This is a genomic window from Anabaena sp. WFMT, from assembly GCF_051781005.1.
In the GTDB taxonomy this organism is placed as follows: domain Bacteria; phylum Cyanobacteriota; class Cyanobacteriia; order Cyanobacteriales; family Nostocaceae; genus Anabaena.
Window position 1 is genome coordinate 182,748 of record NZ_JBPWOA010000005.1, and the last position, 22,777, is coordinate 205,524.

Sequence of the window (22,777 nt, forward strand, 5' to 3'; positions counted from 1 at the left end):
CAATCTACCGGAAGGTTAATTATATAGTTAATTATCTTCATAGCAGTTAACATCAGGTTTATACTCACATTTGTTAATCTACTACTTACTTATTCGGGTTAGTCTTACTTCCTAAGAGTATTCAGTTTCTTAAACATAGAATATTATTTATGATGGGGTTCACTAGAAATAACTAATCCAGTCAGTAATGACTCAAAACCGCTGTATATTAGACCTCTTGCTCAAAAATTAGCCCATTAACAGCCTAATTTAATGAGATTATTTTTGTTTAGTGTGCTTATAAGGTAATTTTAATCAGTTTTAGTTATGTAGATATTTGACTTTTCACGTTTGCAGGCGCAATAGCCCTGATAAGAATTGGGCTGATGATTGAGAACCGCTACATAGCCGTCTTATTTATTTGGTGTCAAGTTGACAAAAGATCCGAGAAAAGATGATGCCAATCATATTGTTTGCTAGTAGTAATTGGGAACTATAGAATTAAGGTCAATTTCAGATCCTGGATAGGCAAGCAAAACGACTATGACTAGTGATCTCATCACTGTAAATAAAAGTACATATGACTCTCTGCAAAAAGAACTAGTAGAACTACGTCAAGCAGTGGAAAGTTTGACTCATACTCAGTTCTCAACTCCTGTCAAGTATAACCATGAACAAATGAACTTATTCATGGAATATACACCAGCTGCGATCGCTATATTTGATTGTCAGATGAATTATGTATTAGCAAGTCGTCGCTGGCGAGAAGACTATGGCTTAGGCGATAAAGAAATCATCGGTCACAGTCACTATGAAATTTTCCCAGATGTTCCCCAACATTGGCGAGAAATTCACCAACGCTGTTTAGCAGGTGCATTTGAACAATGTGAAGAAGATAGTTTTTCCCGTGTTGATGGCACAATTGAATGGGTGAAATGGGAAATACATCCTTGGTATCAAGATGCCAATAAGATTGGTGGAATTATTATATTCACAGAAGTAATTACCACTCGCAAACAAGCAGAAATAGCCTTAGCAAATAGCGAAAGACGTTTAAGAGATATTGCCACTAATCTCCCTGGTGCAATTTTCCAATTCACCAACCGTAATGGTGTTTGGATAGTAGACTTTATCAGTGACTTTATCTGGGAACTGGCAGGAATTAGAGCTAATGAAATGATGCAAAATTTAAATAGCTTTATCACTCTTATTCATCCAGAAGATTTTAATAATTATGTTGTCTCTGTGTTTGAAGCCACTGAAAATTCTACCCCTTGGCACTACGAAGGCAGGCTAATAAAACCTAATGGAGAAATTCGTTGGTGGCAAGGAGATTCAACACCAACTAAAAATGAACAAGGGGAAATTATTTTTTGTGGTGTACTTCTAGATATTACTGCTAGTCACCAGGCAGAAGAAGCATTAAAAAAACTAAATGAAGAATTAGAAGCTAAAGTAGAAGAACGTACAGCAGCTTTGCGTCAGAGTGAAGCTCGGTTACAGCGATTGGCAGATAATGTACCAGGAATGATGCATGAATTTCGTTTATCACCCGATGGCGAAATGTCTTTTCCCTATGTGTCTTCAGGATGTCGAGAACTTTTAGGATTAGAACCAGAACAGATTCAGAAAGATGAATCACTGATATTTAGTTCTGCTCATCCTGATGATATTAATAACATCAGAGCAATAATGCTTCAATCTGCTCAAACCCTAGAAAACTATCAGACTGAGTGGCGCATCACAACCCCTTCTAATCATAAAAAATGGGTAAAGGCAATAGCTAAACCAGAACGTCAAACTGATAATGGAATCCTCTGGTATGGCTGTCTATTTGACATCACCGAACTCAAACAAGCAGAGGAAAAATTACAAGAACAGAAAAAATTTCTCCACAGTATTTATGAAGGTATTTCACAAGTAATATTTGTAGTTGATGTTTTAGATAATGGTGATTATTGCTTTGCAGGTTGGAATTCTACAGGAGAAAAATTATCAGGAATAAGTCCAGCAGAGATTGCTGGTAAAAAGCCAGAATATCTACATGGAGAAGTAGAAGGTGCAGCAGTACGTCAACGCTACAAAACTTGTGTCGAATCTGGTACAAGCATCAGCTATGAAGAATTTCTCATGATTAAAAATGAGGAGACCTGGTGGATGACTACACTCAATCCTTTGAAAGACAGCGATGGTAGAATTTATAGACTAGTGGGGACAACCCTGAATATTACAGAACGCAAGCAAGCCGAAGAAGCACTCCAAGCAAGTCAGCATTTTATTCAACGTATTACTGATTCTTCTCCCAATCTTCTCTATATTTTCGACTTAGAAGAACAACGCAATGTTTACACCAATCAAGCAATTAGTGATTTCCTAGGTTATTCCAATCAAGAAATTGTACAGATTGACGCAAATTTAATCTCTTCAATTACCCATCCAGAAGATAGGGAAAAAGTTATAGAACATTGGCAAAGGTTTATCAATGCTGAAGATGGAGAAATACTAGAAATTGAATATCGGATGAAACAAGTAAATGGTGAATGGTGCTGGTTATATAGTCGAGATACCATTTTCCATCGCCAAAGCAATGGTCAAGTTAAACAAATTTTAGGAGTAGCTACAAATATTACAGAACGAAAAAAAGCAGAAATAATGTTACAACAGCAGACCCAAAATCTAGAAAAAACTCTACTGGATCTCAAAAAAACACAAATCAAACTCATTCATAGTGAAAAAATGTCCTCACTTGGAAATATGGTTGCTGGTATTGCTCATGAAATAAACAACCCAGTTAACTTTATTCATGGCAATATTTCACCAGCTAGTGAATATGTTCAAGACTTATTAAGTTTAGTAGAATTATACCAAAAATACTTCCCTGAAGTACCAGAAGAGATTGAAGAAAAGATCGAAAATATAGAATTAGAATTTATCAAAGCAGATGTGATCAAACTCCTCAATTCCATGAGTGTAGGTACTGAGCGCATTCGAGAAATTGTTCTGGCATTGCGGAATTTCTCTCGTTTAGATGAGTCAGAAATTAAGGCAGTAAATATTCATGAAGGCATTGATAGTACTTTAATGATTCTGCAAAATCGCCTAAAATCCAAACCCAATTATTCGGAAATTGACGTAATTAAAAATTACGGCGATTTGCCATTAATTCAATGTTATCCAGGTCAACTCAATCAGGTATTTATGAACATTTTGAGTAATGCTATTGATGCTTTAGAAAATGCAGACCTAGTTAATAAAAAAAGAGAAATTAATATTATTACTGAACAAATTAATAATTACCGATTAGCTATCAGGATATTTGATAATGGTCTAGGAATTCCTGCGGAAATTATTCATAAATTATTTGACCCATTTTTTACGACAAAAGAGGTGGGTAAAGGTACAGGTTTGGGACTTTCTATTAGTTACCAAATTATAGTAGATAGACATCAAGGTAATTTATCTTGTTATTCTACCCTTGGAAAAGGAACAGAATTTGTGATTGAAATTCCTATGACTCAAACACCAGTACACAAATAAGAGATTTTTTGGAGAAATTTCTCATAATTGTTTATATAATTAATAATACACATACAGCAGATTGCAGATTAATGAGGTTATGGCTCCGCCACGCAAGCTATCAGGAATCAAACCGGATTGCTATATTTGGGTGACAACTGCCTAATGTGGCAAAATATTAACCATAAAACGCTAAATTTGTCAATTTATTCTGATTAGCTGCAAATATCAGCATTATTTTGCTAAACTACAACCTGCGTAAGATATTACTGATTAATCGTATTTACAAAACCGGACTTGTACGAGCTTCGGTCTCAATAGCAAAGGTTTAAAGATGTTTACTTCATCAGAAACTCCTATAATTGCGGCAGTTGTGCTAGTCGCTTTCGGCATTTTGGGTTGGGGCTTTTATCGTGCCAGACCCTTTGGTAAGCTGGGAATCTTAGCCTGGTTACAGTCGGTAGTATTGATGGCTCCTTGGCTGCTGTTCTTTGGCTGCTTTGCCGCTGGCATTTACATCAATATAGCGGGTATATTGTTGTTGCTGGTAGCTTCAACTGGGGTGTATATTTTCTTGGGTAGACAGTTACGCGATGCTGGTCAAGATGCCATTCTCAAGCAACGAGCAACAGAAAGACTCGCGGCTGAAACCTCAGAAGCAGCAAATTCCACAAAAAATGGCAACAATTCAGCAGTAGTTGGAGAGCTGAAACCAGAAGAAATGACAATACCAGAAGAAGATTTGCATACCATTAAAGGTATTTTTGGTATTGACACATTTTTTGCCACTGAAACCATCCCTTATCAAGAAGGAGCAATTTTCAAAGGTAATTTACGGGGAGAACCAGAGGAAGTTCACAACCGGTTGACTCAAAGTTTGCAGGGACGTTTAGGTGATAAATATCGCCTGTTTTTGGTTGAGAACACAGACGGTAAACCTGTGATTATTGTTTTGCCTAGTCGCAATGATCCACGTCCAATGCAGTTACCCCAAAAGGTATTTGCAGTGATTTTGTTAGTGGCAACTATTGCCACCAGTTTAGAGGCATCAGGTTTATTACTGAATTTCGATTTATTCTCCAGCCCATCACGTTTTCCTGAAGCTTTGCCTATCAGCTTGGGCATATGTACAATTTTGATAGCCCATGAAATTGGTCATTGGTTATTAGCAAAACGTCACCAAGTCCGTCTGAGTTTACCGTTTTTTCTACCCGCTGTACAAATTGGCTCTTTTGGGGCTATTACCCGGTTTGAGTCTCTTTTACCTAATCGTAAGGCATTATTTGATATTGCTTTGGCAGGGCCAGCTTTTGGCGGGATTGTTTCTTTGTTGATGTTGGTGACAGGCTTGTTGCTTTCCCACCCAGGTAGTTTATTTCAGTTGCCAAATCAGTTTTTCCAAGGCTCGATTTTGGTGGGTAGCTTGGCGCGGGTTGTGCTGGGTGCGGCTGTAAAAGCGCCTTTAGTAAATGTCCATCCTCTAGTGATCATTGGTTGGTTGGGGTTGGTGATTACGGCTTTAAACTTAATGCCTGCTGGACAATTAGATGGGGGGCGCATTGTGCAGGCAATTTATGGACGCAAAACCGCAGGAAGGGCTACCTTTGCGACTTTAGCTTTGCTGGCATTGGTGTCTCTGGGTAATGCTCTAGCGATGTATTGGGCGATCGTCATTTTCTTTTTACAAAGGGAACCAGAACGCCCAAGTTTGAATGAAGTCACTGAACCGGATGATGCTAGAGCCGCTTTAGGTCTTTTAGCTCTATTCTTGATGATTAGCACTCTTTTACCTTTAACTCCCTCTTTAGCTGGACGTTTGGGAATAGGGTAAGGAGGAAGTAGGCAGGGAGCAGGGAGCAGGGGGCAGGGAGCAGGGGGAGAAATATCAATTACCTATTCATTACCCATTACCCAGTCCCCAATCCCTAGGGTTTCCAGCCTGTTAGTAAGTTAGGATAACCTGCGGGTTTGGGGAAGATTTGCCGGAAACCTGCTTGACGTTCTGGGGCTTTTTCTTGGCTGAGGTTCCAGAGGGTTTCATAGAAGAAGAAGGAAACTCCGGCAAAATTGCGATCGCGCACTTTCTCTACTTGTGTTTTAATCTGTTGCATGGGAATTGATCTATTTTTCAACCCACTCAATATGCCAATGCTGACAGGAATATGGCTTTTCGCAGCTTTCACTTCTGGGTATTCTAATTCGCTGATAAACACATTTAAATCATTGCGATATATCTGCAAAACTAAGTCTTCAACTAATCCCATTCTTTCCCATTTCTGCCAGTCTGCTAAAAAGTATTCATAAGAAAAGCGTTGGGGATTAGGCGCAACGGAAACTAAACAATTCTTTTTATTAGCTTTAATTGCTGTAAATACCCGCTTCATAAAATCGGTGATTTTGTTAGCTCTCCATCTGACCCATTCTGGATCTTTGGGGTTTTTAGAGGGCGCTTTCCCACCATGTTCTTTTTTGTATAATCCTACAGTGTAGGCATCATATCCCAATTCTGATGGTAAACCGAAATGGTCATCAAATTGAATACCGTCAATATCATAATTTTTGACGATTTCTACAATTAAGTCTTGAATAAAACTTTGGACATCTGGACGAAAAGGACTGAGCCAAACGCGCTCATGTGTACCTTCTTTAACAATTTTAGTACCGTCACTGCGACTAGTGAGCCATTGGGGACGATTTTTAGCTAACAAAGAATCAGCAGGAGCCATAAAGCCAAATTCAAACCAGGGAATAACGGTTAAACCTCGTTTATGTCCCTCGCTGACAATTTCTTTGAGCATATCCCGCTTTTGTAATCCCGGTGTGGGATCAACGGATTTACCGATTACTCTAGCTGCAACTTTGCTAGGATAAAGTGTATAACCCCAATTCCAAACAGCGGGATAAACTGTATTGAAGTTAAGATCATTTAAGCGTTGTAGAGATTTCTGCAAGCGATCGCTCTCAAACAAAACATCACTATCAATATTGGTTAACCATACTCCCCTTAATTCTGATGTTGCCCGTTGGGGAATAGCAGTTTGAGCATTCAAGGGTAAAGATAGCATCACCACAGCTACCATACTCAGCACAACTATAGCCGCAAACAACCCTGATTTTATCCGTTGTCGCACATTCCACCTGAGAAAATTTTCACTCATTGCCTACAAGCACACTAAAAAGCTCTAGTTACAGACTGGCATAACTGCTAAGAAGTTGCCTTATAGGGTAAAAAGTGCTAAGTCCTGTAAGTTTATCTCATGACTTACACTTATAGTTTAATTTGAGCAAAAACATATCTTCAGTATTAGTAATTACGTCCGCTTCTTTACTTGACCCAGTAATTGTTGTCAAACCGATTACCATAAGCCACCGAATGCCCCTTCCTCAACGAAGTAGGGAGGGGGTGAAAGGTGGGTTAAAATCTCCACGTTCTTGTTGGCGAAGCCTCTCGCAGAGAAGCATCGTTTTACTCCCGCAAAAAAGTAAGAGAACAGTGGAGATTTTAACAATTTCTGTGTTATAATTACGCTATTAATTTGAGCGTAAAAATGCTGGTATTTGAAGCAAAACTGTCAGGGACGAACGAGCAGTACGGGAAGCTAGATGAAGCTATCCGCACTGCTCGTTTTGTTCGTAATAGTTGTGTTCGATACTGGATGGATAACAAGGACATTGGCAAATACGAGTTGAGCGCATACTGCGCTGTGCTTGCTGCTAATCCTGATTTCCCCTATGCGGCGAAGCTGAACTCGATGGCTCGGCAAGCTAGTGCCGAAAGAGCATGGTCTGCAATCGCTCGTTTTTTTGATAACTGCAAGAAAAATAAGCCTGGGAAAAAAGGATTTCCAAAGTTTAAGAAAGAACAGACTCACGGTTCTGTAGAATACAAAACCTCTGGATGGCGACTTTCTGAAGACCGCAGGTATATCACTTTTTCAGATGGTTTTAGAGCGGGAACTTTCAAACTTTGGGGAACTCGTGACCTACATTTTTACCAACTCAAACAGTTTAAAAGAGTCCGAGTCGTGCGTCGTGCAGATGGTTATTATTGCCAATTTTGCATTGACCATGAACGAGTTGAGAAGCGAGAACCAACAGGTAAAACCATTGGTATTGATGTGGGATTGAACCACTTTTACACTGATAGTAATGGGGAAACAGTTGCTAATCCTAGACATCTTCGTAAAAGCGAAAAGTCTTTGAGACGTTTGCAGCGTCGGATGTCTAAGACTAAAAAAGGTTCTCAAAATAGAATTAAGTTTAAAAACAAACTTGCACGTAAACACCTCAAAGTAAGTCGCCAGCGTAAAGACTTTGCTGTCAAGACGGCAAGGTGCGTGGTGAGGTCTAACGACCTTGTGGCGTATGAAGATTTGATGGTGCGAAACATGGTTAAGAATCATCGCTTGGCTAAGTCGATTAGTGACGCTTCCTGGTCGCTGTTTCGTGAATGGGTTGAGTATTTTGGTAAAGTTTTTGGTGTGGTGACAGTTGCAGTGCCGTCTCACTTCACTAGCCAAAATTGCTCCAATTGTGGTGAGGTTGTCAAAAAGACTCTTAGCACTAGAACCCATGTTTGTCTTCGTTGTGGACATATCCAAGACCGGGATTGGAATGCAGCGCGGAACATTTTACAAAAAGGTCTAAGTACGGTGGGTCACACCGGAACTCACGCCTCTGGAGACATCGACCTCTGCTTGGGTGGGGAAACTCCTCCAAGTAAGTCGGGTCGTGGAAAGAGGAAACCCAAAGAGCAATCTTTGGAATCTCCACCTTCTCTGCGAGACGCTACGCGAACAACTAAGTAAGGTGGAGAGGATGTCAATAAGCCGTTTCACTTCTAGACAGTAAAAAAATTTGCCGAATTTTTCCGGATATGCAAAAAAATTTACGTTTATTGTTACACGTAAATATGTAAGCATGATGAATATCAAACTCGACAAACACACTCCAGACAATCTGGCATCTTTATTTGTCCTTCTCATGGAAGAAGGCATGACACCAAATCAAATTATGGTGGGTATTGTTCGTCTAGCGACGGATAGCAAAGAATTAGAAGGAACTATTGTATCGGCTGATTGTATACGTTTCTTGTTGGCAACAATGCCAATAGATACAAGCGCTCCAGGAGTTACAGAATTTATATCATCCCTAGCAAGAGAAGGTGTGACTACCTTAATGTTGTTAGATGCCTTGGGTTTTGCTTGCTATGTCCGTGGTTTATTTGATGCAGCAAACATTATCCGTTTAACTTATCAGCGATTACAAGCGGATAGAATCATATCCCAAATGCTGCGCGATTAAGAAATGATGAATATCAAGTGTTTTTCAGTTTTTTTTGCAAAATCAAACAACGCCAAGCAAAAAAATGGTCATTAATACCATTCAGTTCTTTACTCAAAAAATCGAGGTATCCATTGGATGAACTGCTTAAATATTTATATATTTCCTGTGGGATTTTTAGCCAGTTGTGGTGAAGCGACGACAAAGCGTTATCAATGAACTGCTGCAACATTAGGGGTGTTGTACAGTGCTTCATCAACAACTGGCGACTGAGTGTAAGTTCTGAGGGTAGACGGCAATCTTTCCCTCGGAACGATTCTTAACTGTCTCGTTCTCTTTGTTGATATTTCCATTAAAACGGTAACAGAAAAATTTTGTCTGCCAAATTGCCAAAACCTCGGATGATTGGCTAACACTAGATTTGATTGCATAGATGGGGCGTTGAGGAGCGCCCCAATTTCTTTACAGGAGGTGGGAAGAGGCAAGAGAGTAGGGGAAGTGTTTTCTCAATTACCAATTACCAAATTAATTAAGCCGAATTTTTGACAATAATATGTTTTTTAGCATCAAAACTAATAAAACCTTGTTTTTGTAATTGACTGAGTAGTCTTGTAATTGTGACTCTGGTGGTGCAGCAAGCACTGGCAATCTCTTCATGAGTGAAGCGAAAAGTGAGGCGAGTTCCTTCTGGTACTGGTTCCCCAAGTTGCTCTTTGAAAAGTTCTAATAAATGCTGTAATCGGTCTTGTACTCGTCCTCTGCCAGCAATGAATAAAAAAGATTCTGTTTGTTGTAATCGCTGTTGAATCTTGGGTAGTAGGATATGACTTAGGTTGGGTAAAACGTTGATTTCTAATATATGGATTGATACTAATTCCACATCTTTCAGGGCTATAGCTTGGTAAATGGATAGAGATGTCATACTAGAGCCAAAAACCATTCCTGCGGTTGCTAACCCCGTCAGCACTTCTTTACCTGTTTCACAAAATGTATTGAGCTTTACTAAACCCTGACGCACATACCAAATTAATTGTGAGTAGAGGGGAATAGTGTCTCCTTGAGAATATTTATGTACAGGACGATTGTCAATTAAGTCACTGTGATGATCAGGAGTTGTTGATTGTTCTTGCTGATGCTCATAAATTTTACGTATTAACCAGTAACAAGTAGTAAGTGTTCCATGCTTATTGGGGATAGCTTTTACTGTGACAGAAGCATTAAAAGAATCACCATCTCGTGGATTGAAAGGTAATAATAATTTTCGGACTTGTGGAGATTTGGTTATCTGGATCAGTTCATTATAAAAGTACGGATGTTGTTCCCGATTGATGAAAGTAATTATTGGTTTACCAACCAGAAAATTTGAAGAAATGTTGAGTAACTGCGCTGCGGTTGTGTTGGCTTGTTTGATGATACCTTTTGGATTAGTGACTAAATAGGCATCTGGTGCAAATTCAAACAAATCTTGGTAGTGTTGGCGTTCTGTTTCCAATAAGTTGCGTGTTTCGATGAGTTCTTCATTTTGTTGGTAAAGTTCCTCAACTGCTAGTTGCACCATTTTTGAGGTGCTGTACAGGTCTTTAAACGCTTCTGGTAGTAGATCGGAGGGAATAAAAGGCAATACACTAGCAGTCTGGTACAAGTCTGCTAAACGTTTGTTTAATACTTCTGCTCGTTGGACAAATTTTTGTATATTCACCTGATCTTACATTCCTACTTGGTGCTGACAGAGGTTTAATCAAATACTCTAAGTAGCTAAAGTGGTCACATTTGGGGAAATTGATTCAGTACGTGAATCTAAGTTAGATATAAAATCTCTTTCCTAGAATGGGGAAGCTACAGACATAAAAGTGAAAATTAAATATGCGTTATACGGAACTTTGATAAAGAAGTTTCATAGGTAAGGATTCTTTTCTAATGAAACTTAAGTTAATTTTAATAAAAAATTACCCGTGTAATGCTTATAACAAATATAAATTTATCATAAGTAAACTGAAGAAATAATGCCAAAAGTAAAAATAGTATATAAAAATTAATTCCGTAGCTTGCTTCCGTGCAGTGGTATGAGGAATAGACATCGACGGAATTTAAATATGCATGAGCCAGAACCCTTAGACATAGGAGTGAAAAAGATTCTCAGCTTATTTTAGGAATTGAAGTTATACTAAAAACGGGTTAAAAGTGTCATTCTGATAGCGCAGCGTGGCGTTAGCCATACGAAGTGTATCCCTTACGGGAGCCGTAGGCTCTAGAATCTTCGAGATACTTCTCTACGAGACGCTCCGCGAACGCTGCACTACGTTACACTCAGTATGACATAAGTTCAGATTTCACCCTTTTGCAGTATATATCTGCGTAACAATACTTAAAATTCTCCTTGGCAGATTTGTTCATAGTGTTGACCGGCAATTTCCCAAGTGAATTCGGTTTCTACTAGTTGTCTAGCGTTAACAGAAAGTTGAAATCGGAGTTCTGGCTGTTCAAAAAGTTGAGAAATAGCAGCTATGTATTCTGCGGGTCGATTGGCGCGTAATGCCCGTAGTGGGGTTGTTTGAGCATCTACAGCTAGTCCTTCTAAACCGCGATCGCTCCCAACTATCGGTATACCCGCAGCCATCGCTTCTAGAGTTTTATTTTTTATACCAAATCCTGTCCGCATTGGAACAACACAAATTGTCGATTTATGCAAATATTCTGCCATTGAAGGTACACGTCCAACCACATTAATTCCTGGTTTTTCTTTGAGTGCTAAAACTTCTGGTACAGGACGAGAACCGACAATATCAAATGTTGTATCTGGATATTTTTTTTGAATTTCTGGTAATACTTCATTGCTGAAAAAACAGACAGAATCAATATTAGCTAAATTATCCATTGCCCCGATAAAAATTATTCGATGTCCTCCCGGATCTGAGGGACGATTAGGAAAGGTAACTAAGTCTACACCATTAGGAATAACAGCTATTCCAGCGTTAGAGTTGAACTGTTGTAGTTGTTGTTTATCTTCTTCTGTGGTGACTACAATATTCGAGAATTTTGCACAATAACTTTTCTCATAGTGGCGCAATAAAGGCAGATTGATTTTATCTCTAAATTGATTTTCAGATGTACCAGTCGCCAATTGATTTAAACAAGTTCCATAAACTGAACTATGAACATTAACAAGGGTTTTTATATACTTTTGAAAATGGGGACGAATATAAATTTCATTGACGCTATGTTCACAGGTAATTACATCACATTTACCAGCTTCAATAAAGTTATCAACCCACTGCTGCATCTCAACTGAGTAGCGGTTAAGGACACTTGGAGGTGTTCCTTTTAGTAAAAATGTCCCCAATCTCTGGATTTTTTCTACTAATCCTGCTGTTTTTCCCCCGTCTGGAGGACGTTCAAAAACGACTAAGCTATCTACGCAATTTCGTAAATCTGCTATTTCTGAATCTGTCACATCAGACTCACGCTGAGTTACTAAAGTAATATGATGACGTTGACTGAGGTACTTCAGTAAATTAAAGGTTCTTACCTGCGTCCCCCCCCGTGTTGGTGGATAGGGAAAGGTTGAAGATAGCATAAGGATTTTCATAAACGTGACGTGAAGTTTAGTATTTTACTGAGTAAAGCAATAACATAATATACTACAATAGCTTTGAATTGATGCTTGATGTCATTTTGCCTGGACAAAGGATTTGTAACATGGAATCTTTCTGTATTTACATTTTTGCTAATGATGTTATGTATGATTAATCATTTCTGCAAACATCCTGAATAAAACCCCAAGTTATCAAGTCTCCTAATAATTTGACAAAAGCCAATTGTTACAAAAACTATTAATGAATAAAGTCAAAAAATCTATTTTTAAAATTCATGGCTAAAATTACTGTTTGTATCCCTACTTTTAATCGCGTGCAACTCTTACCTTACGCAATTGAAAGTGTTCTCAATCAATCTGAGCAAGATTTTGAGTTAATTATTTGTGATGACGGTTCTAGTGATGACACACCAGAATTAATGTCAAAATATACAGATAACCGTATTAAATATATTCGTCATCCGCAAAATATCGGCAAAAGTAATAATATGCGTTCTGGCTTTGATGCAGCCAGTGGTAAATATTTTATTAAATTTGATGATGACGATCGATTAACACCTGATTTTTTATCACAGACTGCGGCAATATTAGAACAAGATTCTAGTATTGATTTTGTGGGTACAGACCATTGGATAATTGATATTAATAACATTCGAGATGAGGAAGCAACTCAAGAAAATTCTCACCGTTGGGGTAGGAAGAATTTACCAGCAGGTATGGTAGATAATTTATTAGAAGTTGTGTTTGTGCGTCAAAGTTTTCAAATTGGAGCAACTTTATTTCGCCGTCAAACTTTGCAAGAACTAGGTTTTATGATGCCTAATTGGCAAAATTGCGAAGATAATGATTTATTTGTGCGGTTAGCTGTAGCTGGGAAAAAGGGTTATTATTTACCAGAATTATTAATGGAATATCGAGTTCATGCAGAACAGCAGGGTATTAATCGGGCGATTCCTTATTTGTATGATAAAATCCGGTATTTAGAAAGTTATAAGTTTGAGTTTGAGAAGTTAGAGAAGATTAGGAAAATTCGTCTAGCAGAATCGCAGTTGTTTTTAGGTTTGCGTTTGATTGAAAAGGGTGAAACTCAAAAGGGAAGAGAGTTAGTTTTGGCTGGTAAGTCTTGTTCTACTGCTAAGGCTTGGACTGGTTTAAGTTTATCTTTTTTACCTGTTGGGTTAAGGGGGTGGGGATTTAATTTTGTGCGCCAAGTGCGGGGGTAATGTTTTGCACAAAGGCGCAGAGGAGCAAAGTAAGAAAGTAAATAATGCAATTAAATCAACTACTTCTTCGACCAAATATTAACTATTTCCAGCATTTCTTTGAGACTTATGGCTCTCTGCTTCTTCTTACCATGTGGAATTTTAACCCTGTCTACTACATCATTTAATGATTGAAACTGCTCCTGATTACGCTCTTTTTCTACTAGTTCTGCTATTTGATAAGCTTTTTTTGAACTTACACCAGCACTGATTAATTTATCAGCGATTTTAATTTTATCAAGTGTTTTAAACACTTCTAAATGTTCAATTTTATCAGTTATCTGCTTTTTAAGTTCTTTATTTTCATTTTCTAACCTCGCATTAGTCGTTGCTTCTTCTAATAGTTGTTTAGTAATTTTACCAAAGTGAGCTTCAAAATTTGTCAGGAATTTTTCTAAATCCTTTAATGTAAAGTCTACTTTTCCTGAATCTTCAGATTTTTGTTTTCTAAATACTTCAACTTGTTTTGTTAAAGTCTCCTCATTTTCAGACTCAATAATAAATACTCCAATCATCTCTCCTTTACGCGGATCTATTTCTCTAGCTCTAGCAGCAGCATAATACTCGAAGTCTCCATCTACTACTTCATAAGATTGTATATCCGTTCTACGAATCACAATCGGATTAATAACTCCTTCTGATTCTAAAATTAATGCAGCGGCCTTTTCTAGTTCATCATCTGCAAAAGTTGAACGAGGTTTTGTACAACTAATTTTTTTGATGGCAACAAGTGATGTAGATAGTTTCATTAAGCTAATCCTATTTTTTGTAAAACTTCTAGAGCTAATAACTCAAATTCTTGTGCGGCAGTAGAATCTGGTTTGAAATCAAGTACGGAAACAGGATCTACTACCTCCATATCACCTATCATCAGAATTCTTTCAGCACATTTGGCAAGATCATCTCTATCATAAATTACTGTATTCATGACTTCAAAGCCATATCTATTTGGAATAGCTTCTAATCGTTTAGGCAATGTATGTTTTACAAATTGATTATTAGTGGATATTTTACAAGCTAAGACACCTAAAATTTCAAGTGGTGGTTTTCTCATTTGTTTTCGGAAACTATTGATTTTTTTAATAAACCCATCAACATTTATTAATCCTTGATTAGCGAAAGGTTTAAGATCAGATGGAATAATAAGATAGTCAGCAGTAATTAAAGCAATCCTAGCATAAAGATTTAACGACGGTGGAGTATCAATTAGAACTATATCATATTCTTTTTTAATGCTATCTAACTTTTCAGAAAGCATCATTTTACTGTCTTCTTGTTGTATTAACTCATTCTCATAGTTCATCAAACTAATATGAGAAGGAACAACACTAATTTCTGGATTAGTAAATTGGGACTTTCTAGAAACTTCTTCTATGGGATAGAAATCTGCTGATTGCAGAATATGACGAATGTTAGAATCTTTGATATCATCAAACTGTTCATCATCAAATTTTACTAAACCCGTTGCAAAGGTGGTATTAGCCTGACTATCTAAATCAATTACTAAAACTTTTTTGCCTTTTTTACGAAGTGCAGCCGCTAGATTAACTACTGTAGTTGTTTTACCAACACCGCCTTTGTTGTGGTAAATTGCAATTGTCTTCATCGAATGCTCCTTGTTAGTTTCTGAATTTGATATTTGAATTTCTAACTCTTGTTTAAATTGCCTATTTTTCAAGCTTTCCCTACCAATTAATTCTCTAATTTCCTCTATCTTTGTTTCAGCTTCATTACCAGAACATTGAAAAACTAACTGAATATCATCTAGTGATTTTTGATAAATTCTGATTTCCTTGCCATTAGTTAATAACCCATAAAGCACATTCAAACTAGTTAAATAATGCCTGAGTCTTAAAACATGATGATTTAAATTTTGCTTTGGACTTTTTGCCTCCATTACTACACTTAAAGGTGAATTAGCATCTAAAACAAAGGGGACTACTTGGATTGCAAACGCTAAAAAGTCTAAACGGATACTACCAAAAGAAACTTCTTGATGCCAAGTATCAGGGGTATACCCTAACTGTGGTAGCAAATATTGAACTATGAGTTTGCTTTCGACTTCGCTTTCGTTACGACACAGTTCAGGATGAAAAAGCAAGTTTTTGTTTACCTCTCAGCAACAGTAATCATTCTTGAAAATCCGCTACGTGCTTAATTATGCCATAACATGAACTTTTGTAGTTATAAAGATTACTTAAAGCTTTGTATATAAAAATTCCCCAGTCTAGCATTTATACGTAAAGTTGATATAGACTTAAGCAGAATAATCGAATAGACTAGTCCTATAATAATACGCAAAGCCCTTATATCTAAATTGATATCAAACCTGTGTATATAGATTTTAAGTGAATTATTGGGTGATTTCCATTGCTTGGTGATATATAATTTAACTGCTTTCAGCGAGAGAATATCGCTAACAGAACTTTTTCACATCTTCCGAAAGACTAAATTAGCGAAAGTAGAAATCTATCAGATAATATATACGCTACCTCAATGGGAAAGCGTCAGCAGAGGAATTAACCAATGGGATATGTAATTGCAACTGCAAATATGAAAGGTGGTGTGGGTAAAACTACGCTTACGGTCAATATCGCTACTTGTTTAGCCAAAAATCACGGAAAAAAGGTACTTGTTTTAGATTTAGATAGTCAAATTAGCGCCACACTCAGTGTTATGTCACCTGTAGAGTTTGCTAAACGTCGCAAACAAAGAAAAACTTTTCGGTATTTAATAGATGAAATTATTAACCCTGATCCTAATGCTAAATTGACGATTCATGATATTGTTTATCCGCAAGTTTGTAATCTCCCAGGCTTGGATATATTACCTGGTGATATTGATTTATATGATGAATTTGTTGTTTCGGAAATGCTACATAATCAGTCTGTAGCTTTGGGTGAAAATGACTTTGAAACTATTTGGAATCGCTTTGAAAGAGTTTTAATTAGAGATATTCTCAAACCAGTGCGTGATGAATATGATTTTATTCTCTTAGATTGCGCCCCTGGTTATAATCTCATGACTCGTAGTGCTTTAGCTACAAGTGACTTTTATATTCTCCCAGCTAAACCAGAACCGTTGTCTGTGGTGGGAATTCAACTGTTAGAAAGACGTATTGCCCAATTAAAAGATAGTCATGAACATGAAGCAAAAATAGATATCAAAATGTTGGGAATTGTCTTTAGTATGTACAGTTCTAATTTATTGAATGGTAGATATTATAAACAGGTAATGCACCGGGTTGTCGAAGATTTTGGTGTTGATAAAATCTGTAAAGCACAAATTCCAGTGGATGTAAATGTGGCTAAGGCTGTTGATAGTTTTATGCCTGTTTCTTTGCTGAGTCCAAATACTGCTGGTTCTAAGGCTTTTATGCAATTGACTCAGGAATTGTTGCAGAAGTTGTAAGGTTAAAATTATAGAGGCGTTTGATCAAACGTCTCTATTAAGGTTGAAGATAGGAATCATGTCACGTCCGGTAAAATGTTTGTCATTCTGATAGCGCAGCGTGTCATTAGCCATACGAAGTATTCTCCTAGCGTGCCTTAGCCTCTAGAATCTCGGAGATACTTCACTGCACTACGTTCCGCCCAGTATGACACATATATTTTATCGTATACCAAAAACGGTTTAAAAGTGTCATTCTGAACGAAGTGAAGAATCTCGGAGATACTTCGCTGCACTACGTTCCGCTCAGTATGACACATATATTTTATCGTAAGTGATTAGGCGGATATGATATCTGGAGGCATTTTTAGAATTATTGGAACGAACCACAGAGACACAGAGAAATGAGGGTTTATAAATACTTTGCGTTGGTCTTGATTTTGTAAGGGTTTAGCACTGCTAAACCCCTACATTATATGATATTAAAATTCCCCAGCTAAAGCGGGAACACAACGTTCACACAATAGGGGATGTTCCGCAGATTCGCCAACATGGGTAGAATAGTTCCAACAGCGATCGCATTTTTGACCATCTGCATTTACTATTGCTATAGTCCAGTCTTCTGTCTGTGCGGTATATTTCAATCCTTGGAGTCCCTTAGCAGAGTCTAAAATTTCCACTTGGGAAGTCAGCAATAAATACCGTAGTTCATCAATACCGTTACCGCTAACAGGGTTAAAGGCTTTGATAGCATCGTTTAACTGTTTGTGAGGGATATGAATCAAAGCTTTCGCTTCTAGGGAAGAACCGATTAATTTTTCTATCCGCGCTTGTTCTAAAACCTTATTAACATCGTTGCGGAGTGTACGCAAAGTGTCCCAAAATTCGGCTAAATCTTCATTTTCCCATTCCTCATTTACCTGCACCCAACCAGCCTCAAACACTGACTTATAGGCTGTTTTGTAGGGGATAAATTGCCAGATATCCTCAGCAGTATGACATAAAACGGGTGCGATCGCTCTCGCTAAATTCTCTAAAGCAATCTGCAACACCGTTTGACAACTGCGACGACGGAAAGCATCAGCAGAACTGATATACAATCTATCCTTGGCAACATCTAAATAGAAATTCGACAAATCCACAACACAGAAATTCTGCACCGTTTGGAAAAAGCGGAAAAACTGGAAACTATCAAAAGCCTCCGTCACCTCATTAAATACCTCACGAATGCGGTGCAGCATATACTTATCCAAATCCGGTAAATCTGCAAAAGCTACAGCATCCTTTTGAGGATCAAAATCATGCAAACTACCCAACAAAAACCGTGCCGTATTGCGAATCTTATTCCGTACATCAGCTAATTGCTTGATGATGTTATTACCCAGACGCACATCACCGGAATAATCTACCGAAGAAACCCACAATCGCAACACATCAGCACCATAAGCCGGTTGTTGTTTTTGGTTAGCACCACCTTGAATCATCAATTGAGGATCAACCACATTCCCCACCGACTTACTCATTTTTCGTCCATTTTCATCCAAAACGAAACCATGAGTGAGAACAGTTTTGTAAGGTGCAATGCCATTAACCGCCACACTAGTTAACAAACTAGACTGAAACCAGCCCCGGTGTTGATCAGAACCTTCCAAATACATATCAGCAGGATAGCATAACTCCGGTCTTTGCTTCGCCACCGCTGCCCAAGAAGAACCAGAATCAAACCAGACATCCATCGTATCAGTACCTCTGCGGTAAGTCTTGCCATTATTGCGGTATTGTTCCGGTAACAACTCCTCAACCGACAACTCCCACCAAGCATCAGAACCTTTCTCAGCAATGATAGCTTGAATATGATTAATAGTTTCCGCATTCAGCAAAACTTCACCAGTTGCTTCATCATAAAACACCGGAATAGGAACACCCCAAGAACGCTGACGAGAGATACACCAATCTGATCTTTCCGCTATCATAGGGGTGATGCGGTTTTCACCTTGAGCGGGAATCCAACGCACAGATGCGATCGCTTTTAAAGCATCTTCCCTAAAACCAGCCACAGAAGCAAACCATTGTTCAGTAGCGCGGAAAATCGTTGGTTTCTTCGTTCTCCAATCATAAGGATACTTGTGAGGATAAGCTTCCTCCTTCAACAGAGAACCCGCTTCATTCAAAGCATCAATAATCGCTTGATTCCCATCACCCAAAACATTCAAGCCAGCAAACTTACCTGCTTCATCAGTGAAATTACCACTATCATCAACAGGAGCAAGAATCGGCAACCCGTAACGCTGACCAACAATGTAATCCTCTTGACCATGACCAGGCGCAGTATGTACCAACCCAGTCCCCGACTCAGTAGTGATATAATCACCACCAACCACCACCGGACTTTCACGGTCAAAAAGAGGATGACGGTAAGTAGTATGTTCCAAATCCTTACCAGAGAAACGCACCTTCACCGTCAACTCAGCATCCAAAACCGCAGCCAACCTATCCACCAACTCAGCCGCAACAATCAGATATCTGCATCCTCTCTGTGCCTCCGCGCCTTTGCGTGAGACCTCCACCACCGCATATTCCAACGCACCATTCACAGCCACAGCCAAATTACCGGGAATAGTCCAGGGAGTAGTAGTCCACACAGCCACACCTAATTCAGGCAAGAAGCCATCCAAACTAGCTTTTAACCCTTCTGCAACCTTCTGCACCGGGAAAGCAGCGTAAATACTCCGAGAAACGTGACCTTCAGGATATTCTAACTCAGCTTCAGCCAAAGCCGTTTTAGAACTAGGACTCCAATGCACCGGCTTTAAACCGCGATAGATATAACCTTTGAGGAACATTTCCCCAAAAACGCCAATTTGCGCCGCTTCGTATTCAGGCTTTAAAGTCAAATAAGGATTTTCCCAATCACCCCAAATCCCATAGCGTTTAAAGCTTTCTCGTTGTTCATCAACCGTCTTCAGTGCAAACTCTTTCGCTTTTTGACGCAATTGCAAAGGAGTGAGATTTTGCCGTTCTGCCTGTTTCATATTTTGCAGAACCTTCAACTCAATCGGCAAGCCGTGACAATCCCAGCCAGGAACGTAGCGAATCTTACGACCTTGTAATAGATGGTAACGGTTAATAATATCTTTGAGAATCTTATTTAAGGCATGACCAATATGCAACTGGCCGTTAGCATAGGGAGGCCCATCGTGCAGTATAAATAATTCGCCGGGGTTTTCTTCAGAGAGGCGAGAATAAATGTTGTTTTCTTCCCAGAATTTTTGGATTTCAGGTTCCCGCTTGATTGCGTTTGCCCGCATATCGAAGTTAGTCTTGGGTAGGTTGACGGTATCTTTGTATTGTCCGGGTTCAGTCACAGTTTCAAGCCTAAGATATGTTTGCAGTTATTTGATCAATTATAAGTCGTAGATTGGGTTGAGAAAACCCAACAACGCTTATTGGTATTTTGGAGTTAATCTTTTGTTTTTGCAGGTTTACAATATATAAAGTTACCCACAATAGACTTATGACACTAACCCTCAGCTTACCACCAGAATTAGAACAGTATTTAATACAGGAAGCACAACAGCAAGGACTTTCTGTGGAAACTTATACATTACAATTGCTACAAAAATCTATTTTCCAATTAGAGAAAAATTCATCTCTTGCAGAAACACCCACAGAAATTGTAATTGAAGGTATTCATCAGGGAATAAAAGAAGCATTAAGTGGACAAACTATACCCCTTTCACAAATGTGGGAAGGAATAGATGCAGAATAATAATGAACCACTACTCATTGAAATTGCTCTTACCCCTCGTTTTCAAAGAGATTTGCGAGAACTGGCTAAACGCTATCGTTCAATTCGTAGTGATATTCAACCTTTAATTGATAAACTACTAGCAGGTGAAATTCCTGGAGATAGAATTGCGGGAATTAAATATCAAGTTTTCAAAGTTCGTATTAAAAATAGTAACATTCAAAAAGGAAAAAGTGGAGGATATAGGGTGATTTATTATCTAAAAAATGCTCAAGGAATTATACTCACTACAATTTATTCTAAATCTGATCTGACAGATGTGAGTAATGAAATAATTGAACAAGCAATAGCTCAATATGAAGAAGAAAAGACAATTCCAGATCAATAAAAATACATATTAAGCCGCTATCCAGCGTGCAAAAAAAATAAGTGTGAATATTATTGTTTGTCTCAAGCGGGACAAGCTGCAACATTTCACATAGATCATATTATTCCAGTTGTGGCTGGTGGTGCAACTAATTGGTATCCTGTGATTAATGTTGGGTTTCACTTCGTTCTACCCAACCTACGAGACTGCAACATTTTACACAGATCATAGTGAGTAAAGATGAATATTTTTTGTTAATTAAATATTACTTATTTTCTGGACACATACTCATTAATTCTTCTGGTAATCCCACGCAATTAGTAATAGGATTTCCCTCTAAATTCAAAACAATTAACTCAGATAAACTGGATAAAGGTGTGATATCTGTTATTTGGTTGAATATTAAATCCAACCCACTTAACTTAAATAAACCGGATAAAGGTGTGATGTCTGTTATTTGGTTGTACCCTAAATACAACAATTCTAAATTAGATAAACCGGATAAAGCTTTGATATCTTTTATCTGGTTATCCGCTAAATACAACAATTCTAAATTAGATAAACCGGATAAAGCTTTGATATCTTTTATCTGGTTTGACATTAAACTCAAGACAATTAACTTAGATCAACGTGACAAAGGTTTGGCATCTGTTATCTGGTTATCCGCTAAATACAACAATTCTAACTTAGATAAACCGGATAAAGGTTTGATATCTTTTATTTTGTTTGCTACTAAATTCAAATCAGTTAAATTAGATAAACTTGATAAATATTTTATATCTTTGAATTGATTTGACCTTAAATTTAATTTTTTTAAATTAGATAAACCCGATAATGGGTTGATATCTTTTATTTGGTTATACCCCAAACTCAATTGTTTTAAGTTAGATAAACCGGATAATGGGTTGATATCTTTTATTTGGTTTCCCGATAAACTCAATTGTTTTAAGTTAGATAAACCGGATAATGGGTTGATATCTTTTATTTGGTTTCCCGATAAACTCAATTCTTTTAAGTTAGATAAACCGGATAATGATTTGATATCTGTTATTTTGTTCCCCACTACATTAGTCTGTGGCAAAGAACAACAAAAAAATTTTTCCTCGTTATAACCTAAACTCAAATCAGTTAAATTAAATAACCCTGACAAAGGACTAATATCTGTGATTTGGTTTGACATTAAATTCAAATAAGTTAAGTTAGATAACCTTGATAAAGGCTTAATATCTGTGATTTGGTTTCCCTCTAACTTCAAATAAGTTAAATTGGATAACTCTGCTAAAAGTTTGATATCTTTGATTTTGTGATAAACTAGACTTAGAGAAGTTAAATTTTTTAGTTTCTCAATTCCTGCTAACGATTTAATTTCTTCATCATCAGAATTAAAAAACCCCTTAAAAAAATCATCATTCTCTATCTTTAACTCTGTAATTTTCGCTAATTTATCTACTGTTAAAGGTGTTTTTTTACTAATTCCTAATTGTTTTCTAATTGCATTTTCTAAAACTGGATCTACAAATTTCACCTCAGTTTGCTGTTGCTGTGCCAGAATAGGATTAATGGGATTTGCTTTAATCATATTAGTATGACCTAAAATTAAACTCATACTAACCACAGCAAGCAATAAATTTTTTCTCATA

General features: G+C 37.7%; 17 protein-coding genes. 9 read left to right on the forward strand and 8 right to left on the reverse strand.

Features of this window, described 5'->3' with window-relative positions:
- The first annotated feature begins 522 nt into the window (after positions 1-522).
- Complete coding sequence (locus ACSQ6I_RS04705; protein WP_438889197.1) at positions 523-3,516, forward strand: PAS domain S-box protein; 2,994 nt, start codon at positions 523-525, stop codon at positions 3,514-3,516.
- Between the two features lie 313 nt (positions 3,517-3,829).
- Complete coding sequence (locus tag ACSQ6I_RS04710) at positions 3,830-5,326, forward strand: site-2 protease family protein (protein WP_438889198.1); 1,497 nt, start codon at positions 3,830-3,832, stop codon at positions 5,324-5,326.
- A 94-nt stretch (positions 5,327-5,420) separates the two neighbouring features.
- On the opposite strand, the gene ACSQ6I_RS04715 is transcribed toward ACSQ6I_RS04710, so the two are convergent.
- Positions 5,421-6,653 carry a glycoside hydrolase family 10 protein gene (locus tag ACSQ6I_RS04715; protein WP_438889199.1) on the reverse strand — a complete coding sequence of 411 codons (1,233 nt, stop codon included), beginning with the start codon at positions 6,651-6,653 and terminating at the stop codon, positions 5,421-5,423.
- Positions 6,654-7,043: 390 nt separating this feature from the next.
- On the opposite strand from ACSQ6I_RS04715, the gene ACSQ6I_RS04720 reads away from it, so the two are divergent.
- Positions 7,044-8,303 (forward strand): RNA-guided endonuclease InsQ/TnpB family protein, encoded by a 1,260-nt coding sequence (locus ACSQ6I_RS04720; protein WP_438889200.1) that lies wholly within the window; start codon positions 7,044-7,046, stop codon positions 8,301-8,303.
- Between the two features lie 115 nt (positions 8,304-8,418).
- Entirely contained in the window at positions 8,419-8,799 is a 381-nt protein-coding gene (locus tag ACSQ6I_RS04725) for a hypothetical protein (protein ID WP_015215626.1), read from the forward strand.
- Positions 8,800-9,307: 508 nt separating this feature from the next.
- Here ACSQ6I_RS04725 and ACSQ6I_RS04730 read toward each other — a convergent pair.
- Positions 9,308-10,477, reverse strand: a complete 1,170-nt coding sequence (locus ACSQ6I_RS04730; RefSeq protein WP_438889201.1) for a helix-turn-helix domain-containing protein — start codon at positions 10,475-10,477, stop codon at positions 9,308-9,310.
- A gap of 666 nt (positions 10,478-11,143) precedes the next feature.
- Positions 11,144-12,364, reverse strand: a complete 1,221-nt coding sequence (locus ACSQ6I_RS04735; protein WP_438889202.1) for a glycosyltransferase family 4 protein — start codon at positions 12,362-12,364, stop codon at positions 11,144-11,146.
- A gap of 281 nt (positions 12,365-12,645) precedes the next feature.
- Here ACSQ6I_RS04735 and ACSQ6I_RS04740 point away from each other — a divergent pair, with 281 nt between their 5' ends.
- Entirely contained in the window at positions 12,646-13,593 is a 948-nt protein-coding gene (locus ACSQ6I_RS04740; RefSeq protein WP_438889203.1) for a glycosyltransferase family 2 protein, read from the forward strand.
- Between the two features lie 59 nt (positions 13,594-13,652).
- On the opposite strand, the gene ACSQ6I_RS04745 is transcribed toward ACSQ6I_RS04740, so the two are convergent.
- Together ACSQ6I_RS04745 and ACSQ6I_RS04750 are read right to left on the reverse strand one after the other, a co-directional pair.
- Positions 13,653-14,381 (reverse strand): ParB N-terminal domain-containing protein, encoded by a 729-nt coding sequence (locus tag ACSQ6I_RS04745; RefSeq protein ID WP_438889204.1) that lies wholly within the window; start codon positions 14,379-14,381, stop codon positions 13,653-13,655.
- Positions 14,381-15,733, reverse strand: coding sequence for an AAA family ATPase (locus ACSQ6I_RS04750; protein WP_438889205.1), 1,353 nt, complete (start codon positions 15,731-15,733; stop codon positions 14,381-14,383). Before ACSQ6I_RS04750 ends, ACSQ6I_RS04745 begins: the two co-directional genes overlap by 1 nt.
- A 425-nt stretch (positions 15,734-16,158) precedes the next feature.
- On the opposite strand from ACSQ6I_RS04750, the gene ACSQ6I_RS04755 reads away from it, so the two are divergent.
- Positions 16,159-17,043 carry a ParA family protein gene (locus tag ACSQ6I_RS04755; RefSeq protein WP_438889206.1) on the forward strand — a complete coding sequence of 295 codons (885 nt, stop codon included), beginning with the start codon at positions 16,159-16,161 and terminating at the stop codon, positions 17,041-17,043.
- A gap of 461 nt (positions 17,044-17,504) precedes the next feature.
- On the opposite strand, the gene ileS is transcribed toward ACSQ6I_RS04755, so the two are convergent.
- Positions 17,505-20,387: an isoleucine--tRNA ligase gene (gene ileS, locus ACSQ6I_RS04760; protein WP_438889207.1), complete on the reverse strand. Its 2,883-nt coding sequence runs from the start codon at positions 20,385-20,387 to the stop codon at positions 17,505-17,507.
- 149 nt (positions 20,388-20,536) lie between these two features.
- On the opposite strand from ileS, the gene ACSQ6I_RS04765 reads away from it, so the two are divergent.
- The 3 genes from ACSQ6I_RS04765 to ACSQ6I_RS04775 are packed head-to-tail and all read left to right on the forward strand — an operon-like array spanning position 20,537 to position 21,368.
- Entirely contained in the window at positions 20,537-20,791 is a 255-nt protein-coding gene (locus tag ACSQ6I_RS04765; RefSeq protein ID WP_438889208.1) for a hypothetical protein, read from the forward strand.
- Complete coding sequence (locus ACSQ6I_RS04770; protein ID WP_438889209.1) at positions 20,781-21,158, forward strand: type II toxin-antitoxin system RelE family toxin; 378 nt, start codon at positions 20,781-20,783, stop codon at positions 21,156-21,158. Before ACSQ6I_RS04765 ends, ACSQ6I_RS04770 begins: the two co-directional genes overlap by 11 nt.
- Before the next feature lie 6 nt (positions 21,159-21,164).
- Positions 21,165-21,368 (forward strand): HNH endonuclease, encoded by a 204-nt coding sequence (locus ACSQ6I_RS04775; protein ID WP_438889225.1) that lies wholly within the window; start codon positions 21,165-21,167, stop codon positions 21,366-21,368.
- Positions 21,369-21,402: 34 nt separating this feature from the next.
- Here the strand turns inward: ACSQ6I_RS04775 and ACSQ6I_RS04780 are convergent, their stop codons facing one another.
- Positions 21,403-21,738: a leucine-rich repeat domain-containing protein gene (locus ACSQ6I_RS04780; RefSeq protein ID WP_438889210.1), complete on the reverse strand. Its 336-nt coding sequence runs from the start codon at positions 21,736-21,738 to the stop codon at positions 21,403-21,405.
- Positions 21,739-21,762: 24 nt separating this feature from the next.
- On the reverse strand, positions 21,763-22,776 hold the full coding sequence (locus tag ACSQ6I_RS04785; RefSeq protein WP_438889211.1) for a leucine-rich repeat domain-containing protein: 1,014 nt from the start codon (positions 22,774-22,776) through the stop codon (positions 21,763-21,765).
- Position 22,777 lies beyond the last annotated feature (1 nt).

Excerpts from the sequence above, each read along its gene's own strand:
- ACSQ6I_RS04710 (WP_438889198.1), top strand. The coding sequence starts at position 3,830 with ATGTTTACTTCATCAGAAACTCCTATAATTGCGGCAGTTGTGCTAGTC.
- ACSQ6I_RS04740 (WP_438889203.1), top strand. The coding sequence starts at position 12,646 with ATGGCTAAAATTACTGTTTGTATCCCTACTTTTAATCGCGTGCAACTC.
- ACSQ6I_RS04725 (WP_015215626.1), top strand. The coding sequence starts at position 8,419 with ATGAATATCAAACTCGACAAACACACTCCAGACAATCTGGCATCTTTA.
- ACSQ6I_RS04770 (WP_438889209.1), top strand. The coding sequence starts at position 20,781 with ATGCAGAATAATAATGAACCACTACTCATTGAAATTGCTCTTACCCCT.
- ACSQ6I_RS04715 (WP_438889199.1), bottom strand. The coding sequence starts at position 6,653 with ATGAGTGAAAATTTTCTCAGGTGGAATGTGCGACAACGGATAAAATCA.
- ACSQ6I_RS04755 (WP_438889206.1), top strand. The coding sequence starts at position 16,159 with ATGGGATATGTAATTGCAACTGCAAATATGAAAGGTGGTGTGGGTAAA.
- ACSQ6I_RS04735 (WP_438889202.1), bottom strand. The coding sequence starts at position 12,364 with ATGAAAATCCTTATGCTATCTTCAACCTTTCCCTATCCACCAACACGG.
- ACSQ6I_RS04780 (WP_438889210.1), bottom strand. The coding sequence starts at position 21,738 with ATGTCAAACCAGATAAAAGATATCAAAGCTTTATCCGGTTTATCTAAT.
- ACSQ6I_RS04785 (WP_438889211.1), bottom strand. The coding sequence starts at position 22,776 with ATGAGAAAAAATTTATTGCTTGCTGTGGTTAGTATGAGTTTAATTTTA.
- ACSQ6I_RS04705 (WP_438889197.1), top strand. The coding sequence starts at position 523 with ATGACTAGTGATCTCATCACTGTAAATAAAAGTACATATGACTCTCTG.
- ACSQ6I_RS04745 (WP_438889204.1), bottom strand. The coding sequence starts at position 14,381 with ATGAAACTATCTACATCACTTGTTGCCATCAAAAAAATTAGTTGTACA.
- ACSQ6I_RS04765 (WP_438889208.1), top strand. The coding sequence starts at position 20,537 with ATGACACTAACCCTCAGCTTACCACCAGAATTAGAACAGTATTTAATA.
- ACSQ6I_RS04720 (WP_438889200.1), top strand. The coding sequence starts at position 7,044 with ATGCTGGTATTTGAAGCAAAACTGTCAGGGACGAACGAGCAGTACGGG.